Origin of the sequence: Pseudomonas sp. MWU16-30323 (assembly GCF_020515595.1) — a bacterium.
GTDB classification, from domain to species: Bacteria; Pseudomonadota; Gammaproteobacteria; order Pseudomonadales; family Pseudomonadaceae; genus Aquipseudomonas; species Aquipseudomonas yamanorum.
In genome coordinates, this window is record NZ_JAIWYM010000009.1 from 173,154 (window position 1) to 193,561 (window position 20,408).

The 20,408-nt window shown below is 60.4% G+C and carries 17 protein-coding genes and 1 pseudogene; 7 read left to right on the forward strand and 11 right to left on the reverse strand.

All coding sequences use genetic code 11. The features are described 5' to 3' along the window. Positions 1-121 precede the first annotated feature (121 nt). The 8 genes from pdxJ to lptF all read right to left on the reverse strand — a co-directional run bounded on the left by pdxJ (position 122) and on the right by lptF (position 8,600). Positions 122-865 carry a pyridoxine 5'-phosphate synthase gene (pdxJ, locus tag LIY45_RS13670; RefSeq protein ID WP_063033049.1) on the reverse strand — a complete coding sequence of 248 codons (744 nt, stop codon included), beginning with the start codon at positions 863-865 and terminating at the stop codon, positions 122-124. Positions 866-917: 52 nt separating this feature from the next. Then, positions 918-1,607 (reverse strand): DNA repair protein RecO, encoded by a 690-nt coding sequence (gene recO / locus LIY45_RS13675; RefSeq protein ID WP_226476636.1) that lies wholly within the window; start codon positions 1,605-1,607, stop codon positions 918-920. 258 nt (positions 1,608-1,865) lie between these two features. Continuing rightward, complete coding sequence (gene era / locus LIY45_RS13680; RefSeq protein ID WP_003210432.1) at positions 1,866-2,768, reverse strand: GTPase Era; 903 nt, start codon at positions 2,766-2,768, stop codon at positions 1,866-1,868. After that, positions 2,761-3,450, reverse strand: coding sequence for a ribonuclease III (rnc, locus tag LIY45_RS13685; protein WP_003210434.1), 690 nt, complete (start codon positions 3,448-3,450; stop codon positions 2,761-2,763). Before rnc ends, era begins: the two co-directional genes overlap by 8 nt. A gap of 147 nt (positions 3,451-3,597) precedes the next feature. Then, positions 3,598-4,452, reverse strand: a complete 855-nt coding sequence (lepB, locus tag LIY45_RS13690) for a signal peptidase I (protein WP_226476637.1) — start codon at positions 4,450-4,452, stop codon at positions 3,598-3,600. A 5-nt stretch (positions 4,453-4,457) separates the two neighbouring features. After that, positions 4,458-6,257: a translation elongation factor 4 gene (gene lepA, locus LIY45_RS13695; protein WP_003210439.1), complete on the reverse strand. Its 1,800-nt coding sequence runs from the start codon at positions 6,255-6,257 to the stop codon at positions 4,458-4,460. A gap of 152 nt (positions 6,258-6,409) precedes the next feature. Further along, positions 6,410-7,489, reverse strand: coding sequence for an LPS export ABC transporter permease LptG (lptG, locus tag LIY45_RS13700; RefSeq protein WP_226476638.1), 1,080 nt, complete (start codon positions 7,487-7,489; stop codon positions 6,410-6,412). Then, a complete protein-coding gene (lptF, locus tag LIY45_RS13705) occupies positions 7,482-8,600 on the reverse strand; it encodes an LPS export ABC transporter permease LptF (protein ID WP_226476639.1) in 1,119 nt (372 codons plus the stop codon). The genes lptG and lptF overlap by 8 nt, the downstream gene beginning before the upstream one ends. Positions 8,601-8,882: 282 nt before the next feature. Between lptF and LIY45_RS13710 the strand changes: the two genes are divergently transcribed. The 5 genes from LIY45_RS13710 (at position 8,883) to rlmF (ending at position 15,612) form a co-directional block, all read left to right on the forward strand. Continuing rightward, positions 8,883-10,373: a leucyl aminopeptidase gene (locus tag LIY45_RS13710; RefSeq protein ID WP_226476640.1), complete on the forward strand. Its 1,491-nt coding sequence runs from the start codon at positions 8,883-8,885 to the stop codon at positions 10,371-10,373. A 51-nt stretch (positions 10,374-10,424) separates the two neighbouring features. Continuing rightward, positions 10,425-10,853: a DNA polymerase III subunit chi gene (locus LIY45_RS13715; protein ID WP_226476641.1), complete on the forward strand. Its 429-nt coding sequence runs from the start codon at positions 10,425-10,427 to the stop codon at positions 10,851-10,853. A gap of 7 nt (positions 10,854-10,860) precedes the next feature. Beyond that, positions 10,861-11,265, forward strand: a complete 405-nt coding sequence (locus LIY45_RS13720) for a DNA polymerase III subunit chi (protein ID WP_226476670.1) — start codon at positions 10,861-10,863, stop codon at positions 11,263-11,265. Between the two features lie 229 nt (positions 11,266-11,494). Next, complete coding sequence (locus tag LIY45_RS13725) at positions 11,495-14,341, forward strand: valine--tRNA ligase (protein WP_226476642.1); 2,847 nt, start codon at positions 11,495-11,497, stop codon at positions 14,339-14,341. Positions 14,342-14,589: 248 nt separating this feature from the next. Further along, positions 14,590-15,612, forward strand: a complete 1,023-nt coding sequence (rlmF, locus tag LIY45_RS13730; RefSeq protein WP_226476643.1) for a 23S rRNA (adenine(1618)-N(6))-methyltransferase RlmF — start codon at positions 14,590-14,592, stop codon at positions 15,610-15,612. Between the two features lie 3 nt (positions 15,613-15,615). Here rlmF and LIY45_RS13735 read toward each other — a convergent pair. Next, positions 15,616-15,726: pseudogene (locus LIY45_RS13735) on the reverse strand (outer membrane lipoprotein carrier protein LolA); the annotation flags it as partial. Positions 15,727-15,787: 61 nt separating this feature from the next. Continuing rightward, positions 15,788-16,069 carry an HU family DNA-binding protein gene (locus LIY45_RS13740; RefSeq protein WP_017476062.1) on the reverse strand — a complete coding sequence of 94 codons (282 nt, stop codon included), beginning with the start codon at positions 16,067-16,069 and terminating at the stop codon, positions 15,788-15,790. Between the two features lie 397 nt (positions 16,070-16,466). Here LIY45_RS13740 and yejK point away from each other — a divergent pair, with 397 nt between their 5' ends. Both yejK and LIY45_RS13750 read left to right on the forward strand, forming a co-directional pair. Then, a complete protein-coding gene (yejK, locus tag LIY45_RS13745) occupies positions 16,467-17,471 on the forward strand; it encodes a nucleoid-associated protein YejK (protein WP_003212745.1) in 1,005 nt (334 codons plus the stop codon). Continuing rightward, entirely contained in the window at positions 17,471-17,821 is a 351-nt protein-coding gene (locus LIY45_RS13750) for a glutaredoxin family protein (RefSeq protein WP_226476644.1), read from the forward strand. The genes yejK and LIY45_RS13750 overlap by 1 nt, the downstream gene beginning before the upstream one ends. Positions 17,822-18,016: 195 nt before the next feature. Here LIY45_RS13750 and LIY45_RS13755 read toward each other — a convergent pair whose 3' ends face one another. Next, on the reverse strand, positions 18,017-20,257 hold the full coding sequence (locus LIY45_RS13755; RefSeq protein WP_226476645.1) for a TonB-dependent receptor: 2,241 nt from the start codon (positions 20,255-20,257) through the stop codon (positions 18,017-18,019). Positions 20,258-20,408 lie beyond the last annotated feature (151 nt).

Genomic DNA, 20,408 nt, shown 5'->3' on the forward strand with positions numbered 1-20,408 from the left:
GCTTGGTGTGGGAGCTGGCTTGCCTGCGATGGCATCACCTCGGTGCAACTGAAATACCGAGGTGATGCCATCGCGGGCAAGCCCGGCTCCCACACAAGCCACACATTGGATCTTCGTTACTTCAGGCCTTGGCGGCGGCCAGGATCAAGGCTTTCATCTCGGCGACGGCACCTTTGAAGCCGACGAACAGCGCGTGCGCCACCAGCGCATGGCCGATGTTCAGCTCGTTGATGCCCTTGATCGCAGCCACCGCTTCGACGTTGTGGTAGTGCAGGCCGTGGCCGGCATTGACGATCAGGCCTTCGCCCAGGCCGCAGTTGACGCCGTCGATGATGCGCTGCAACTCATCGGCGACTTCGGTCGGCGTGGTGGCATCGGCATAACGGCCGGTGTGCAGTTCGATGGCCGGGGCCCCGACACGGCGCGAGGCTTCGATCTGGCGCTCGTCGGCGTCGATGAACAGCGAGACTTCGCTGCCGATCTTCGACAGGCGCTCCACGGCGGCCTTGATCCGCGCTTCCTGGCCGGCCACATCGAGGCCGCCTTCGGTGGTCAGTTCCTGGCGGGTTTCCGGCACCAGGCAGATATGCGCCGGGCGGATGCGTTCGGCGAACGCCATCATTTCTTCGGTGACGCCCATTTCAAAGTTCATGCGGGTTTGCAGCACATCCTTGAGCAGCAGCACGTCGCGCTCCTGGATGTGGCGGCGGTCTTCGCGCAGGTGCACGGTGATGCCGTCGGCGCCCGCTTCTTCGGCGTCCAGCGCGGCCTTGACCGGATCCGGGTAACGGGTGCCCCGGGCCTGGCGCAGGGTGGCTACGTGGTCAATGTTCACGCCGAGAAGAATGCGATTGCTGGTGGTCACGAAAAGCGCTCCTGAAGAGGGAAGGAATCGCTGCACAGCATACACGGGGATGTCAGGGCTTTCGAAACAACTCGCGGCTGACCAAGGGCCGACCGCCCAAATGCACGGCCAGGGCCTGGCGCATCAGGCGCTTGGCGGCAGACAAGGCGCCGGGGGCGGTCCAGTCGGCTTCGCTCATCGCAAGCAACTCGGTGCCTTGAAACAGGCCGGGTTGCAGCAGGTAGACCCGCTCCAGGCCTGCGTCCACTTGCAGGCGGTACAGGCCGTCGGCGGCGATGGGGTCGCCATGCAGGTCGTTGCTCAGTTCGAAGCCGTAGCCCAAGTCATCCAGCAGACGCCATTCGAATGCGCGCAGCAGCGGTTCCAGGGGACGGCCTTCGGCGAGGGCGAGCAAGGTGGCGGCGTAGTGATCGAAGACGCCGGGGTGCGGGTCTTCGGCGGGCAGCAGGCGGATCAGCAATTCGTTGAGGTAGAGGCCGCTGAACAGCGCCTCACCATTGAGCCAGTTGGAAGCGCCGGCGGCTTCCATGCGGCCGACGTTCTTCAGCTCGCCACGTCCACGAAACTCCACTTCCAGGGCCACGAAGGGCCGCGCGAGGGTGCCGGCCTTGCCGCGGGCGCTGCGCAAGACCGCGCGCAGCCGGCCTTGGGGTGTGAGGAAGTCCACCAGGGCGCTGGTCTCGCGGTAGGCGCGGCTGTGCAAGACGTAGGCGGGTTGGCCGGTGGGCGGGGTTTGGGACATGGGGTGTAAGAGTCTCTAAAGAGAGGCCAATGTGGCAAAGCGCTTTTGTGGCGAGGGAGCTTGCTGTGGCGAGGGAGCTTGCTCCCGCTGGGCTGCGAAGCAGCCCTGAAACCAGGCACCGCGTTTTAACTGATGGGGCCAGGCGAATGGATTGGGGGCGCTTCGCGCCCCAGCGGGAGCAAGCTCCCTCGCCACAACAAGCTCCCTCGCCACAACAAGCCCGCTCCCACATGGGTCCTGCGGTGTTCCGCAGACCTGTTACAGGTCGCCGTAACCCAACGAACGCAACGCGCGCTCATCATCAGACCAACCACCCTTAACCTTCACCCACAGATTGAGCATGATCTTGGAATCAAACAGCAATTCCATGTCCTTGCGCGCCTCGGTGCCGATGCGCTTGATGCGCTCGCCCTTGTCGCCAATGATGATTTTCTTCTGGCCGTCACGTTCAACGAGGATCAACGCGTGGATATGCAGGGTCTTGCCCTGCTGCTTGAACTCTTCGATTTCGACGGTGATCTGGTACGGCAGCTCGGCGCCCATCTGGCGCATGATTTTCTCGCGTACCAGTTCGGCGGCGAGGAAACGGCTGCTGCGGTCAGTGATCTGGTCTTCCGGGAAGAAGTGCTCGTTCTCCGGCAGGTACCCGGCGATCACACGCTCCAGGGCTTCGAGGTTGTGCCCGTGCTGGGCCGAGATCGGCATGATCTGGGCGTTCGGCAGTTGTTCCTGCAGCCAGCTCAGGTGCGGCATCAGCTCGGCCTTGTCTTCGATGCGGTCGGTCTTGTTCAACGCGACGATCAACGGGCCGGTGACGTACTGCACGCGCTCCAGCACCATCTGGTCTTCGTCGGTCCACTTGGTGCGGTCGACCACGAAGATCACCACGTCGACGTCTTTCAACGCCGCCGAAGCGGTTTTGTTCATGTAGCGGTTCAGGGCCTTTTCGCCGCCTTTGTGCATGCCCGGGGTGTCGACGTAGACCGCCTGTACGGCGCCTTCGGTCTTGATGCCCAACATGTTGTGGCGGGTGGTCTGAGGCTTGCGCGAGGTGATCGCCAGCTTCTGTCCCAGGATGTGGTTCAGCAACGTGGACTTGCCCACGTTCGGACGGCCGACGATGGCAACATAGCCACAGCGAGTTGCGGTTGAATCAGTCATGGCCATTCTCCACGCCCAGGGCAATCAGTGCTGCAGCGGCCGCTACCTGTTCGGCAATACGACGGCTCACACCCTGACCTCGGCTTTTTTCATTCAGTAAGGTGATTTCGCATTCGACGAAGAACACTCGGCAATGCGGTTCACCCTGGATATCCACCACTTCGTAACGCGGCAGGTCGCAACCACGGGACTGCAGGAATTCCTGCAGGCGGGTTTTTGGATCTTTGTTGGTGTCTACCAGCGTCAGGCTTTCGATCTCGGTCGACAGCCAGGCGACGACGCGCTCCTTGGCAGCTTCCATGCCTGCATCGAGGTAGATCGCGCCGATCAGTGCTTCCAGGGCGTCGGCCAGGATCGACTCACGACGGAAACCGCCGCTCTTCAGCTCGCCGGAACCCAGGCGCAGGTAATCGCCCAGGTCGAAACCACGGGCCAGTACGGCCAGGGTCTCGCCTTTCACCAGGCGCGCACGCAAGCGCGACAACTGGCCTTCGCGGGCCAGCGGAAAGCGATTGAACAAGGCTTCGCCGGCGACGAAGTTGAGGATGGCATCACCGAGGAATTCCAGGCGCTCGTTGTTACGCCCGGCAAAACTGCGGTGTGTGAGGGCAAGGATCATCAATTCCTGATCCTTGAAGGTGTAACCGAGCTGACGCTCGAGACGGCTTAGAGAAACGCTCACGGTTTACCCACATTCAGTTCGAGGCACCGGTGGCCTGCGACGATTAACGCTGTGTTCAAATTCAAATCCTGATGGTTGCTGCATGGGACCAGACTTTGTCCAAGCCCCAGAAAAGCATTCGGCGCTGTGTTCACAGCGCCGCATGGATTACTTGATCAGCCCGACCCGCGAGAAGTTCGGCAGGTGGCTGAGCTTGGGTTCCGGCCAACTCATCCAGACCGCGAAGGCCTTGCCGACGATATTCTGGTCGGGAACCATGCCCAGCAGGTCCTTGGGAATATTGGGATCATCCCAGTAGCGGCTGTCATTGGAGTTGTCGCGGTTGTCGCCCATCATGAAGTAGTGCCCGGCAGGCACTGTCCATTGGTTGTCAGGCGGCGAACGGTAGCGGCTCATTTCCTTGCGGATTTCGTGCTCTACCGCTCCGAGTTTTTCCTGGTACAGCTCGGCGCTGCCCAGGGTGTTCGGCTCGGAACCGATCAGTTTTTCCGCCACCGACTCGCCATTGACGAAAAGGCGCTTGTCGCTGGTGTAGCGAATCACGTCACCCGGCAGGCCCACTACGCGCTTGATGTAGTTGACGTTCGGGTCGCTTGGGTAGCGAAACACCATCACATCGCCGCGCTGCGGGTCACCGATCTCGATGACTTTCTTGTCGATCACCGGCAAGCGGATCCCGTAAGAAAACTTGTTCACCAGGATGAAGTCGCCCACGTCCAGGGTAGGTTTCATCGATCCCGAAGGGATCTGAAACGGTTCCACCAGGAACGAACGCAGCACCAGCACGATGAACAACACCGGGAAGAACGACTTGCCGTATTCAACCAGCATTGGCTCTTTGTTCAGTTTCTCGACCACTGCCACATCGGGCTGGCTGACGCTGCCCTGATAGGACGCGATGGCAGCCCGGCGACGCGGGGCGAAGAAAATAAGATCGAGCAACGCCAGGAGACCGCAAACGGCAACGGCAATGACCAGCAACAGCGGGAAATTTAGTGACATAGGACCTAACTATCCAACCTGAGCACCGCAAGGAAGGCTTCTTGTGGAATTTCCACGTTGCCCACTTGCTTCATGCGTTTTTTACCGGCCTTTTGCTTCTCGAGCAGCTTGCGCTTACGGCTGACGTCGCCGCCATAGCATTTGGCCAGTACGTTCTTTCTGAGTGCCTTGACAGAGGTCCGCGCAATGATCTGCCCGCCAATGGCGGCCTGGATCGCGACGTCGAACATCTGGCGCGGAATCAGTTCTTTCATCTTTTCGGTCAACTGGCGACCTTTATAGTGCGCGTTGTCCTTGTGCACGATCAGCGCCAGGGCATCGACCTTGTCGCCGTTGATCAGCACATCCAGCTTCACCAGATTAGCTGATTGGTAACGATCAAAATGGTAATCCAGCGAAGCATAGCCGCGGCTGGTGGATTTGAGACGGTCGAAGAAGTCCAGGACCACTTCGTTCATCGGCAAATCGTAGGTCACTTGCACCTGGGTACCGAGGAACAGCATGTCGTGTTGTACGCCACGCTTTTCGATACACAGGGTAATGACGTTGCCCAGGTGTTCTTGCGGCACAAGAATATTGGCCCGCACGATCGGCTCGCGCATGTCTTCGATGGAAGACAGATCCGGAAGCTTGGACGGGTTGTCGACGTAAATCGTTTCACCGGTTTTCAGCGCCAGCTCAAAAATAACCGTCGGCGCGGTGGTGATCAGGTCCAGGTCGTATTCGCGCTCGAGGCGCTCCTGGATGATTTCCATGTGCAGCATGCCCAGGAAACCGCAGCGGAAGCCGAAGCCCAAGGCGTCGGAGCTTTCCGGGGTGTACTGCAACGACGAGTCGTTGAGGGTCAGCTTCTGCAGGGCTTCGCGGAAATCCTCGAAGTCGTCGGAGCTGACCGGGAACAAGCCGGCGTAGACCTGCGGCTGGATGCGTTTGAAGCCCGGCAGCACGTCGACGTCAGGGGTGGAGCTCAAGGTCAGGGTGTCACCTACCGGTGCACCGTGGATGTCCTTGATACCGGCGATGATGAAGCCCACTTCGCCGGCTTTCAGATCAGTGGTCGCGGTGTGCTTGGGGTTGAACACACCGACGCTGTCCACCAGGTGGATCTTGCCGGTGGATTTGACCAGGATCTTGTCGCCCTTCTTCACGCGGCCGTGGCGCACGCGTACCAGGGAAACAACGCCCAGGTAGTTGTCGAACCAGGAGTCGATGATCAACGCTTGCAGCGGATCTTCGTAGTTGCCGGTAGGCGCGGGAATGGTCTTGACCAGGCGCTCGAGCACTTCGTCGACACCCAGGCCGGTCTTGGCACTGCACTCGACGGCGTCGGTGGCGTCAATGCCGATGATCTTCTCGATCTCTTCCTTGACGCGGTCCGGATCGGCCTGTGGCAGGTCGATCTTGTTCAGCACCGGCATCACTTCCAGGCCTTGCTCGATGGCGGTGTAGCAGTTGGCTACGGACTGGGCTTCGACACCCTGGCCCGCGTCCACTACCAGCAACGCGCCTTCACAGGCCGCCAGGGAACGGCTGACTTCATAGGTGAAGTCGACGTGGCCCGGGGTGTCAATGAAGTTGAGCTGGTACTTGATACCGTCTTTGGCGGTGTAATACAGAGTAACGCTGTGGGCCTTGATGGTGATCCCGCGCTCGCGCTCGAGGTCCATGGAGTCCAGCACCTGGGCTTCCATTTCACGCTCGGCAAGGCCGCCGCACATCTGGATAAATCGATCGGCCAGCGTCGACTTGCCATGGTCAATGTGGGCGATGATGGAGAAATTGCGGATATGACTCAAATCACTCACGGATCAACACTCAAAAAGGCTGCAGGCAGACTGCCCGCTGAAAAATAGCCGGGAATTGTACCTGATGCGCAGACCTGACGTCATCCATGGTGACCAAGAACAAAAATGCCCCGGTCGTTCGAACGGGGCATTTTTTGTTCATAAGCGCGGGCTCAACCGGCCCGACGCAACAGCCAGAAGCCGGCCAAGGCGCAAATAGCCGTCGGCACCAGCACCGCAAACAACGGCGAGAAGCCAAATACCAGGCTGGACGGCCCGAGCAGGTCCTGGGCGATACGGAAGGTGAAGCCCACCAGCACGCCAGTAAACACGCGCTGGCCGAGGGTTACGGAACGCAACGGGCCAAAGATGAACGAAATCGCCATCAGCACCAGCGCAGCGGTCACCACCGGCTGCAACACCTTGACCCAAAACGCCAGCCAGTAACGACCGTTGTTCAAGCCCTGGTCCTTGAGGTAATGGATATAGCTCCACAGGCCAGAGATTGGCAGGCTTTCCGGGATCATCACCACGGTGTTCAGCAATTCGGGCTTGAGGGCAATGTCCCACGGCTCCGTCGGCACATTGATGACTTCAGTGCTCGACGCCGCGCCCTTGCCGATTTCACGGAAATAGGTGGTGGTCACATCGCTCAGTTGCCACTTTTCGTCGCTGTACTGTGCGCGTTTGGCGAAACTGGACGACAACAGGTGACGTTCTTTATCGAAGCGGTAGCGAGTGACACCGACCAGCAAGCCGTCTGGTTGCACGGCGTTGATGTGGATAAATTCCTCACCCTGGCGGTGCCACAGGCCATGCTTGGAGCTTTGGGCATCCCCCGAACCCTGGGCCAGGGCACGATTGGCCTGGGCGGTGGACTCGGCAGGGGGCGCCACGTATTCACCGATCAGCACGCTGACCGCCATCAGCAACAGCATCGGCTTCATGACCGCCCACACGATGCGGCCGATGGAAACACCCGCCGCGCGCATGATGGTCAGCTCGCTGTTGCTGGCCAGGCTGCCCAAGCCGATCAGGCAGCCGATCAGCGCGGCCATCGGCATCATGTCGTAGAGACGACGGGGTGCCGTCAGCGCCACGTAGCTCAGGACGTCGGTTACGGTGTAGGTATCGCTGACGTTGCCGACTTCATCAATGAAAGCGAACAACGAGGCAAGCCCCAGAATAATGCCCAATACCGCAAGGATTGCGACCAGGACGCTGCTACCAATGTAGCGGTCGAGCTTAACCACGAGCCATCTCCTTCATGCTGCGACGACTCTTCATCTTCAGGCGCAACGGTTCCCAATAAAGCAGGCCCAGGCCAATCGCCAGGAAGATCCCGTGGACCCACCACAACCCAAGAGCGGGCGGCAGCTTGCCCTTCTCCAGGGAGCCACGGGCGGAAATCAGGATGGTCAGGTAAGCCATATAAAGCAGGATTGCCGGCAACAGCTTGAGGAAGCGGCCCTGGCGCGGGTTGACCCGGGACAGCGGCACGGCCATCAAGGTCACGATAAAGACCAGCAGCGGCAGGGAGATCCGCCATTGCAGCTCGGCGATCGAGCGCAATTCCTTGCTGCCGATCAGGTCTGGCGTCGGGATCGCGTCACGGTCGGTGACCTCGTCGCTGACATCCGGCCGGGCCAGCATCACACCATAGGTGTCGTACTTGATTGCGCGGTAATCCGCCTGGCCGGGGCTGCCGTCATAACGATAGCCGTCTTCCAGGATCAGGTAGCGGCTGCCGTCCGGGCGCACTTCCTGACGTCCCTTGTCGGCCACCAGAATCGAAATACCCCGGTCTTTCTGGTTCTGGCCGAGGTTTTTCTGGGAGATGAACACACCGCCCAGGTTGGAACGGTCATCCGTCATTTGCTCGGTATAGGTCACCCGTGTGCCATCGTTGAGCGCTTGAAAGCGGCCCGGCTCCAGGGTGTCGAATTCGGTCATGGCGTCCTGTTTGTTGAGCACCAGTTGGAACTGCAGGGCACCCTGGGGCGCCAGGCTCAAGCTCAACCAGGCCACGACCAGCGCGATACCGGTGGCCGGAACCATGGTCATGGCCAGCAAACGTTGCTGGCTCATGCCGGTGGCCGATAACACGGTCATTTCGCTTTCAAGGTACAAGCGGCCATAGGCCAGCAGAATCCCGAGAAACAGGCCCAATGGCAGGATCAGCTGCAGGAAGCCCGGCAGGCGAAAGCCCATGATCAGGAACAGCGAGCCCGGATCCAGGGCGCCCGAGGCGGCCTGGGCGAGGTATTTGACGAAACGACCACTCATGATGATGACCAGCAATACCGCACTCACGGCACTCAGGGTCAACAGGACTTCGCGGGACAGATAACGGAAGACGATCAAACCAGACACTCCAGGGTTGTCAGGCTAAGGCGGCCAAACAAGCAAGCATATCGAGTCGACCCATTGCTGCAGGCCGGCTAAAAAGATGGCGCATTATCCTGTGATTGACCGCACCTGTCACGGAGCTTGCTCATACGCGTGCACAAAGCTGCCCACAAGGGTTGTCAGGCTCGGGCGGCGAGGTTCAAACTGCGGCCTTTGTCGCGGGCGGCCTACAGGCTGTCAAGCTTACAAGCCGGAGTACAGACTCCTGGCTCACTGACCTTTATAAGGGACCCGAAAATGGAACTGGTTGTAAAAAGCGTTAGCCCCGAAACGTTGAAAACCGCCACCCTCGTGGTCGCTGTCGGCGAAGGCCGCAAGCTGAGCACTGCCGCCAAGCAGCTGGACGAACTGAGCGGCGGCGCCATCAGCGCGGTCCTCAAGCGCGGTGACCTGGCCGGCAAGGTTGGCCAGAGCCTGCTGCTGCAAAGCCTGCCGAACCTTAAAGCCGACCGCGTATTGCTGGTGGGCGTTGGTAAAGAAGCCGAACTGGGCGACCGCCCGTTCCGCAAGATCATCAGCGGCATCCTCACGACCCTCAAAGGCCTGGGCGGCACCGACGCAGCCCTGGCACTGGACGAAATCGTGGTCAAGGGCCGCGACAGCTACGGCAAGACCCGCCTGCTGGCCGAAAGCCTGCTGGACGGCGGCTACGTCTTCGATCAGTTCAAGAGCACCAAGGCCGAACCCCGCGCCCTGAAAAAAGTCACCCTGCTGACCATCAAGGCGGCCCAGGCAGAAGTCGAACGCGCCGTGACCCACGCCCAGGCCATCGCCGGCGGCATGGCGTTCACCCGTGACCTGGGCAACCTGCCACCGAACATCTGCCACCCGACTTACCTGGGCGAGCAAGCCAAGGCGCTGGGCAAGGAATTCAAGGGCCTGAAAGTCGAAGTCCTGGATGAGAAAAAGATCAAGGAACTGGGCATGGGCTCGTTCTATGCCGTGGGCCAGGGCAGCGACCAGCCGCCACGGCTGATCGTGATGCAATACAACGGCGGCAAGAAGTCCGAAAAGCCCTATGCCCTGGTGGGTAAAGGCATCACCTTCGACACCGGCGGCATCAGCCTCAAGCCAGGCCTGGGCATGGACGAAATGAAGTACGACATGGGCGGCGCCGCCAGCGTGTTCGGCACCCTGCGGGCCGTGCTGGAACTCAAGCTGCCGATCAACCTGGTGTGCATCCTGGCCTGCGCCGAGAACATGCCGAGCGGCGGCGCGACCCGTCCGGGCGACATCGTCACCACCCTCAGCGGCCAGACCGTGGAAATCCTCAACACCGACGCCGAAGGCCGCCTTGTGCTGTGCGACGCCCTGACCTACGCCGAGCGCTTCAAGCCGCAAGCCGTGATCGACATCGCCACCCTGACCGGTGCCTGCGTGGTTGCCCTGGGCGCCCACACGTCGGGCCTGCTGGGCAACAACGACGAACTGATCGGCCAACTGCTCAGCGCCGGCCAGGCGGCTGACGATCGCGCCTGGCAACTGCCGCTGTTCGATGAGTACCAGGAACAGCTGGACAGCCCGTTCGCCGACATCGCCAACATTGGTGGCCCGAAAGCCGGCACCATCACCGCCGCGTGCTTCCTGTCGCGTTTCGCCAAGAACTTCAACTGGGCCCACCTGGACATCGCCGGCACTGCCTGGACCAGCGGCGGCAAGGACAAGGGCGCCACTGGCCGTCCGGTTCCATTGCTGACCCAGTACCTGCTGGACCGCGCCAAAGCCTGAAAATGAAGATCCCCGGGCGCCTGTAAAGCCGCCCGGGGCTCAGGAACCGCAATGACCCAAGTCGACTTCTATATATTGCCCAGCGCCGATCCTTCCGCGCGCCTGGACTTTGCCTGCAAGCTCACCGAAAAAGCCTGGCGCATGGGTCACCGCATCTACCTGCATTGCAGCGATGCCGCCCAGCGTGATGACCTCGACGCCCGCCTGTGGCGCTTCAAGGGCGAAAGCTTCGTGCCCCACGGCCCCGCCGAATCAGAGCCGGAAGGCCTGGTGGTATTGGGTTTTGGCGACAACTGTGGCGATCACACAGACCTGCTGGTCAACCTCGACGTGAAAGTACCGGCCTTCGCCAAGGGTTTCGCCCGCGTGGCGGAAGTGGTGGTGGAAGACCCGGCTATTCGTCAGGCCGCACGGGAGAGTTTCCGTTTCTACCGTGAACAGGGCTATTCTCTGCAAGATCACCGGCTACAACGACTTTGAGCACATGATGGACACTCCAAACCCGCTAAAAGACCCTGACCACCTGCTGGACGACCTTGAGTCGATCCGCAAGCTGCTCGGTGATGATGACCTGCAACCGCCGCTGCTGACCGATGCGGTCAACGGTGACGTACAAATTCCCCTGTTGTTCGATATGGTCGGTGGCAAGCCTGTTGCGCCGGAGCCTGTCGAAACGCCCGTGGAGCAAGCAGTCCCCGCGCCGGCGGTTGCCGTGCCTGCGGCGGAGAAAGCGCCCGACGCCCTGCTGCTGCACCTGGACAACGAACTGCGTGCTGCTGCGCAACTGATCATGCAAGACGTGATCGACGATTTTGCCCCGCATATCGAAACCGAGATCAAGCGCCGACTGGATGCGCGCATGGAGCGGTTGTTGAGCCAGTACCAGAACTAAGGCTGACACCTATCCCCTGTGGGAGCGGGCTTGCTCGCGAAAGCGGTGGTTCAGTCAATACATTGGGTGACTGTTACACCGTCTTCGCGAGCAAGCCCGCTCCCACACCAGCCCGCTCCCACATTTGATCGGCGCCACCGTTAAGCCCGTCTTCAACTCGCCCTCTCCCCTATCCCCCGTTATACTTGTCGGCTTTCCTGAATTAATGCCAACTAGGGTCCCGCCGCGCATGGATAAGACCTACCAGCCGCACGCTATTGAAACTTCCTGGTACCAGACCTGGGAGTCCGAGAATTATTTCGCTCCGCAAGGCGCGGGCGATGCCTACACCATCATGATTCCGCCACCGAACGTCACTGGCAGCCTGCACATGGGCCATGGCTTCAACAATGCGATCATGGATGCCCTGATTCGTTTCCGCCGCATGCAGGGTCGCAACACCCTGTGGCAGCCAGGTACCGACCACGCCGGTATCGCCACCCAGATGCTGGTGGAACGCCAACTGGAAGCCACCGGCCAGAACCGTCACGACCTGGGTCGCGAAAAATTCCTGGAGAAAATCTGGGAATGGAAGGATCAGTCCGGCGGCAACATCAGCCGTCAGATTCGTCGCCTGGGTTCGTCCGTCGACTGGAGCCGCGAGCGCTTCACCATGGACGACGGCCTGTCGGAGGCCGTGAAAGAAGCCTTCGTGCGCCTGCATGAAGACGGCCTGATCTATCGCGGCAAGCGCCTGGTCAACTGGGACACCAAGCTGCACACGGCGATTTCCGACCTTGAAGTGGAAAACCACGACGAGAAAGGTTTCCTGTGGAACCTCAAGTACCCGCTGGCTGACGGCGCCAAGACCGCCGAAGGCAACGACTACCTGATCGTCGCCACCACCCGTCCGGAAACCATGCTCGGCGACGCCGCCGTCGCGGTTAACCCGAACGACGAGCGCTACCAGGCGCTGATCGGCAAGTTCGTTGAGCTGCCGCTGGTTGGCCGTCGCATCCCGATCATCGCAGACGACTACTGCGACCCTGAATTCGGCACCGGCTGCGTGAAAATCACCCCGGCCCACGACTTCAACGACTACGAAGTCGGCAAGCGCCATAACCTGCCGCTGCTGAACATCTTCGACAAGAACGCTGCTGTTCTGCCGGCCTGTCAGGTGTTCAACCTCGACGGCACGCTGAACGAGAGCATCGACGGCAAGATCCCGGCCGAATACGCCGGCCTCGACCGTTTTGAAGCACGCAAGCAGATCGTTGCCGCCTTCGACGCCGCCGGCCTGCTGGTCAGCGTTGACGACCACGCCCTGAAGGTGCCGAAAGGCGACCGCTCCGGCACCGTCATCGAGCCTTGGCTGACCGACCAGTGGTACGTGTCCACCAAGCCTTTGGCTGAGCCGGCAATTGCCGCCGTGGAAGACGGCCGCATCGCGTTCGTGCCCAAGCAGTACGAAAACATGTACTTCTCGTGGATGCGCGACATCCAGGATTGGTGCATCAGCCGTCAGCTGTGGTGGGGCCACCGGATTCCGGCCTGGTACGACGAGTCGGGCAAGGTCTACGTTGGCCGCGACGAAGCCGAAGTACGTGCCAAGCACAACCTCGGCCCGGACGTGGCGCTGCAACAGGACAACGACGTACTGGACACCTGGTTCAGCTCGGGCCTGTGGACGTTCTCCACCTTGGGCTGGCCGCAACAGACCGAATTCCTGAAGAAATTCCACTCCACCGACGTGCTGGTCACCGGTTTCGACATCATTTTCTTCTGGGTTGCCCGGATGATCATGCTCACCATGCACTTGGTGAAGAACGAAGACGGCACGCCACAGGTACCGTTCAAGACCGTGTACGTCCACGGCCTGGTGCGTGATGGCCAGGGCCAGAAGATGTCCAAGTCCAAGGGCAACGTCCTGGACCCGCTGGACATCATCGACGGCATCGACCTGGAAACCCTGGTGCAGAAACGCACCTCGGGCCTGATGCAGCCGAAACTGGCGAAGAAGATCGAGAAGCAGACCCGCGAGGAATTCGCCGACGGCATCGCCAGCTACGGCACCGACGCCCTGCGCTTCACCTTCTGCTCGCTGGCGTCCACCGGCCGCGACATCAAGTTCGACATGGGCCGCGTCGAAGGCTATCGCAACTTCTGCAACAAGATCTGGAACGCCGCGCGCTACGTGCTGGATAAAGGCGAAGACTGCGGCCAGAACGGCGAGGCCATCGAGCTGTCCCTGGCGGACCGCTGGATCATCTCCCAGTTGCAGCGCACCGAAGCCGAAGTGACCCGTCAACTCGACCAGTTCCGCTTCGACCTGGCGGCACAGGCCTTGTACGAGTTCATCTGGAACCAGTATTGCGACTGGTACCTGGAGCTGTCCAAGCCCGTGCTGTGGGACGAGAACTCGCCGATCGAACGTCAGCGCGGCACCCGTCACACCCTGGTACGCGTACTGGAAGTGGCGCTGCGCCTGGCGCATCCGTTCATGCCGTTCATCACCGAAGAAATCTGGCAGCGCATCGCGCCGCTGGCGGGCAAAGACGGCAAGACCATCATGCTGCAACCTTGGCCGGTGGCCAACGAAGCCCGCATTGATGAGGCGGCCGAAAGCGATATCGAGTGGCTCAAGACCCTGATGATGGGCACGCGCAACATTCGCGCCGAGATGAACATCGGTCCGGGCAAGCCACTGGCCGTGTTCGTGAAAAACGCCAGCGCCGAAGATCAGCGTCGCCTCACCGAGAACGACGCGCTGCTCAAGAAGCTGGCGAAGCTGGAGTCGATCACCGTATTGTCCGCTGGCGCCGAAGCACCGCTGTCCGCCACCGCACTGGTTGGCGAGATGGAAGTGCTGGTGCCGATGGCCGGCCTGATCGACAAAGGTGCCGAACTGGCGCGCCTGGACAAGGAAATCCTGCGCCTGCAAGGCGAAGTGCAGCGAGTGGGCGGCAAGCTGTCCAACGCGGCGTTCGTCGACAAGGCTCCGGCGGAAGTGATCGAGAAAGAACGCGCCAAACTGGCTGAAGCTGAACAGGCTTTGGGCAAGCTGGCGGAGCAGCACGCGCGGATTTCCAGCCTGTAAGGGGCAGCCCGTGTGAAAAAAGAGACCTTCGGGTCTCTTTTTTTTGCTTGGAAAAACACCGTTATTTCTCTTTGGAAACCCGATCAATGTGGGAGCTGGCTTGCCTGCGATGGCATCGCCTCGGTCTGGTAGATACACCGAGTCGCCTGCATCGCAGGCAAGCCAGCTCCCACATTTGACCGAGTTCGACCAAGGAATGTGTGACAATACCCGCCACTTTTGAAACAAACGCAGAATCGACGCAGCCCATGACCGCCCCCAGCACACCCAAAGCACCGCGCAAGAAGCCTAAACCCAAGACGCCGGCCTTGCCCGTCGTTCCGCGCAAAGAGGCCACCTTGCACCCGCGTAATCGCCACCAGGGCCGTTACGACTTCCAGGCGCTGATCAAGACCACGCCGGAACTGGCGCAATTCGTGATCATCAACCCGTACGGCAAGGAAAGCATCGACTTCGCCAGCCCCGACGCGGTGCGGGTGTTTAACCGGGCGCTGCTCAAGGCGTTCTACGGCATCAATCACTGGGACATCCCGGCTGATTACCTGTGCCCACCGGTTCCGGGGCGTGCCGACTACGTGCACTTCCTCGCCGACCTGCTGGCCAGCGTCAACGAAGGCGTGATCCCCCGTGGCGCGCCAGTGAAGGTGCTGGACATCGGCATGGGCGCCAACTGCGTCTATCCATTGATCGGCTACAGCGAATACCGCTGGAATTTCCTCGGTTCGGAAGTCGACCCGACGGCCGTGGCTGCCGCCAAGGCGATCGTGCAGTCCAACGGGCTGAACAAGGCCATCCAGCTGCGCCAGCAAACCAATCCCAAGCAGATCCTGCTGGGCCTGCTGGAGCCGGGTGAGCGTTTTGACCTGACCCTGTGCAACCCGCCCTTCCACGCGTCCATGGATGAAGCGACCAAGGGCAGCGAGCGTAAATGGCGTGCACTGGGCAAGGCTGATCCGAAACGCAAGTTGCCGGTCCTGAACTTCGGAGGCCAGTCCGCGGAATTGTGGTGTGAAGGCGGTGAAGCGCGGTTTGTGACGCAGCTGATCGCTGAGAGCGCGCATTTCCAACATAAAGTGCTGTGGTTCAGCACCCTGGTGTCGAAGGCGTCAAACCTGCCGGCGATCCAGACGGCGCTGAAAAAGGCCGGTGTGCTGGAGAGCCAGGTGGTGGAGATGTCCCAGGGCCAGAAGCAGAGTCGCTTCGTCGCCTGGACTTTCCAGACCCCGAGCGAGCAACAGGTGTGGCGCCAGCGCTGGGCGCGTAAAGACTAACCCTGTAGGAGCGAGCTTGCTCGCGAAGAACCAACAGGCGCCGCGGGGTATCAGATACCCCGCATTATCGTTGACGATCTTCGCGGGCAAGCCCGCTCCCACAGTTAAAACCAAACCGCAGGCAACAAAAAACCGTGCCCGGATCGCTCCGGAGCACGGTTTTTTTTGCTGCGTCTTACTTGTTAACAGCGTCGGTCAGGCTTTTTGCCACAACCAGCTTGATAACTTTCTTGGCAGCGATTTCGATGGCAGCGCCAGTCGAAGGGTTACGGCCAGTACGGGCAGGACGCTCGGTCACTTTCAGTTTGCCAACGCCTGGCAGAGTGATTTCGCCGCCGTTTTCCAGCTGATCAGCAACGATCTGGCTCAGTTGTTCAATCACTGCACGCACTTGAACTTTGGTGGCGCCAGTGGATTCAGCCAGATCAGCGATCAGTTGGTCTTTAGTAATAGCCATTGTGGTGTTCCTTCCCTATCAAATTCATTTGGATTGCAGAGTGCAGTGTCAGCCATCGAGCCCTGCCATCAAGGCCTGGCACCCAAGGGCTATAACCACGAAGATCGGGGTTATAGATACCTGAAACCGGGTTTGGTTCGACCTGACAAATGCTGAATGCACGCTTAACGCCCAGACTGCGCGTAAGACGGGGCAAAACTAGCACAGAGACGGGGAAATATCCGCCTCAACATACCCATTTGGTCAGCTTTATCGCTCTAAACCGTGAAAAAAAGGCATATGGCCCGTCGGATAGCGCTCAAAACGCCCTCCGAACAGCGCCATCCCCAGCGGGTGCGGTACACTGGCGACTTTTTCCGGGAGCCCGACCACTCCCCTTCAACCAGCCGAGAAGCCCATGCCGATCCGTCATTGCATCGTCCACCTGATCGACAAAAAACCCGACGGCACCCCCGCAGTTCTCCACGCCCGCGACTCCGAGCTTGCCGAGTCGGCCGCGATCGAGAACATGCTTGCCGACCTCAACGAGAGCTACAACGCCAAACAAGGCAAGGCCTGGGGCTTTTTCCATGCCGAGTCCGGCGCGCACCCGTTCAGCGGCTGGTTGAAGGAGTATTTCGACGGCGGCAAGGATTTCACCGCGTTCAGCCGCATTGCGGTGGAACACCTGCAGAAGCTGATGGAGGAGTCCAACCTCTCCACCGGCGGCCACGTGCTGTTTGCCCACTATCAACAGGGCATGACCGATTACCTGGCGATCGCCCTGCTGCACCACAGTGAAGGCGTGGCAGTGACCGATCAGCTTGACGTGACGCCGTCGCGCCACCTCGACCTGGGCCAACTGCACCTGGCCGCGCGGATCAACGTGTCCGAATGGCAGAACAACAAGCAGTCCAAGCAGTACATCTCCTTTATCAAGGGCAAGAATGGCAAGAAGGTCTCGGAGTACTTCCGCGACTTTATCGGCTGCCAGGAAGGCGTCGACGGCCCAGGCGAGACCCGCACCCTGCTCAAGGCCTTCAGTGACTTCGTCGAAAGCGAAGACTTGCCGGACGAGTCCGCCCGCGAGAAAACCAAGACCCTGGTGGACTACGCCAGCAGCCAGGCCAAGCTCGGCGAGCCAATGGGCCTGGAAGAGCTGTCTGGGTTGATCGATGAAGATCGGCCAAAAGCCTTCTACGATCACATCCGCAACAAGGACTACGGCCTGTCGCCGGAAATCCCGGCGGATAAACGCACCCTGAACCAGTTCCGTCGCTTCACCGGCCGCGCCGAAGGCTTGTCCATCAGCTTTGAAGCGCATCTGTTGGGCGACAAGATCGAATACGACGAAGCCGCCGGCACCTTGATCATCAAGGGCCTGCCGACCCAGCTGACCGACCAGCTCAAGCGTCGCAACTGATGCTGGGCGGGGTTCTGAAGAAAGTCCTGCTGGTGTTGCTGGTGGTGGTGGTTTTCCAGAACTGGGGCAAGATCGAGCGGCTGTTCAACCCCTCGCAGGTGGTGCCGGAACAGACACGCGCGGCGGCGCGCGTGGTGCTGTATTCCACCGAGTGGTGCGGCTACTGCAAGCAGATCCGGCGCTTTCTGGATTCCAAGGGGATTCCCTACCAGACGTTCGATATCGAGAAGGACGCCCAGGCGCGCAAGGCGTATGAGGCGCTGGGGGGCGGCGGGATTCCGTTTGTGGACGTGAACGGCACGCTGATTCGCGATTACAACCCTGAAGCGATCATGGCGGCCCTGAAGTAACCCAGTCCGTGCGGCCTGCACCAGAACCTGTGGCGAGGGAGCTTGCTCCCGCTGGGCTGCGCAGCAGCCCCAAAACAGGCGCCCGGGCTCCTCCAGGTTGAACCCGATTGCCGGGTTTAGGGGCGCTTCGCGCCCCAGCGGGAGCAAGCTCCCTCGCCACAGGCCATTCGCGGCCATTCATAACCGTATAGAACCCTAGAAATTGGCCTCCAGGGAAACCATCGCCGTGCGCTCCTCACCCACGTTGTAATAGGCCGAGCTGGCCGCCAGGCCATTCACTGGCGCCGAGTTGAACGACACGGTGCGCGCCGAGCTCAAGTATTCCTTATCAAACACGTTGAGCATCGAGAAGCGCAGCGCAGCCGACTTGAAGACCTTCTTGTCCACCGGCAGGTAGATACCGGCGTTGAGGTCGAACACGGTGCGCCCGGAGATTTTCTCGTTGTTGGTCAAATCGCCGTAGAACGCCCCGACATACTTGCCGGCAATGTTGCCGTAGTAGCGCTTGTCGTCGTAACCAAACACCAGGTTGAGCATGTTTTCCGGCACGTTGGCCAACTGGTTGCCCTTGGTCGGCAACAACACGTTCTTGCTGACAAAGTCGTCCTGCTGCTCGGACTGGGTGTAGGTGTACGACGCGTAGTAGTTGAAGTTGTATGGCAGCAGGCCGCTCCATTCCAGCTCCAGGCCTTTGTTGGTCACATCACCGACGTTGGCCATCACGTAGTCACCGTTCAAGTCGGTGGTCGACAGCTGACGATCCTTGAAGGTGATGTAGAACAGAGTGGCGCTCAAGGCCATTTTCTCTTCGGTGTAGCGCCAGCCCAGTTCCTGGTTCCAGCTCAGCTCGGGGTTGAGGCTGAGGGAGTCACCCTTGTTGTACAGCACGTAGTTCTGCGGGGTGCGCATGTTGCGGGTGACGTTGTAGAACGCCTGGTTGCTCTCATCGACCTGGTACTTGGCACTGAAGTTCGGCAGGAACTGGTGGTAACGGGCGTTACGCTTTTCCGGCTTGTCGTACAGGCTGCCCAGGTTGTCGCCGTCACGCTCGACGTACTGGTACGCCAGCCCGCCGACAAAACTCAGGTCTGGCGTGGCTTGCCAGCTGTCCTGCACCCACAGTTTCTGGGCCGGGGTCACGGTGTAATAGTGACGTCCCTGGACGGTCTTGCCGTTCTTGTCGACCACCTGGCCGCCGCTGTTGTAATCGCCCCAGATGTCGTCCGGTGCACCTTCGCTGTTGATCCCGATATACGGCTGGGTCTGGCGCTGGCGAGCGCGCTCGTACCAGTAGCCGTAATCCAGGCTGTGTTCCTCGTTGATGTCCCATTTCATTTTGACCGTGACGCCAGGGCGCCAGGTTTCGGTCCACGACGGCCGGTAGTAGTTGGCCGACTGGAGGTTACCCAAGTCGTAGTTACCGGCCTTGTCGGACTTCGGCCCCAGGTTGGTCGCGGTCTGGCCGCTGAAACTGCCGCCGTTGCCCCAGTAGTAGTAAGGCGCAACCGTCAGGGCCAGGTCATCACGCAGGCGCCAGCGCTGGGTGAAGGTGGTCATGACACTTTCGAAGGGGTTGCGGTTGAGCTTGTAGGAAGACGACAGCAAGCCGTTTTTGTAGACCGGGGTTTCCGCGTAATCCAGGCGCCGCCCCTGTTGTTGGAACTGGGCCTTGCTCAGGGTGTTGTAGTTGTAGTTTTCCTGCTTGTTGTACTTCATGGTGAAGTTGCTGGAGTTGCCATTGTCGTCTTCGAACAGCGTGCTCCACTCCACCTTGTCACCGCGCACAGTGCCCTTGCCGCGCCACTTGTCGCCTTCGGTGTGAGAGGCCGAGACCCAGGTCTTGAAGCCGCCCAGGTCGCCGGTGTTGAGCCGTGCGAAGGACTTTGTCAGGTTGTTCGAGCCGATGGATTGTTTGACGAACAAGCCTGGCTCTTTGGTCGGCCGGATCGTGACCATGCCGATATTGCCGCCGCTGGAACCAATGTGCGGGCCGTCCGCTTCCGAGGAGCCCTGGGTGACAAACACTTCGCCGACGTTTTCCGGATCGCCCAACTGGTTGGCGTACACGCCATAGCTGCCGGAGTCGTTGATCGGCACGCCGTCCATGGAAACCCCGACCTGGTCGGAGTTCATGCCGCGCATGGTGAAACTGGTGCCGCTCATGCCGCTGGCGTCATCGTTGGATACGTTGATGCCCGGGGTGTACTTGAGCTTGTCGATGGCGTTGGCCGTCGGGGACATTTCGTCCATGGCTTCCTTGGTCACGGTGGACCGGGCCTTGGCACTTTCTTCCTGAATCATGTGGCCGGTGCCCAGGGTACGTTCGCCGGCGACGTGCACCGAACCGACATCCTGGGAGTCGTCTGCCAGAACCAGCGGCGCAAAGCCGCCCAGGCCCGATGCTAAAAGCAGGGCATAGAGTTTGTTGTAGGTCACGGGTAGATCCCTTACATGCATCTATCTGTTGTTATGGGGGAGGTATTGGCGGTTTTGGCTGGGTGAACAGCGCCGCCAATCTTCCTGACCACCTGCTCAGGAATCCGAGGATCATCCGTGCATCACGTAACGATTTGGTTACAGGTTTTGG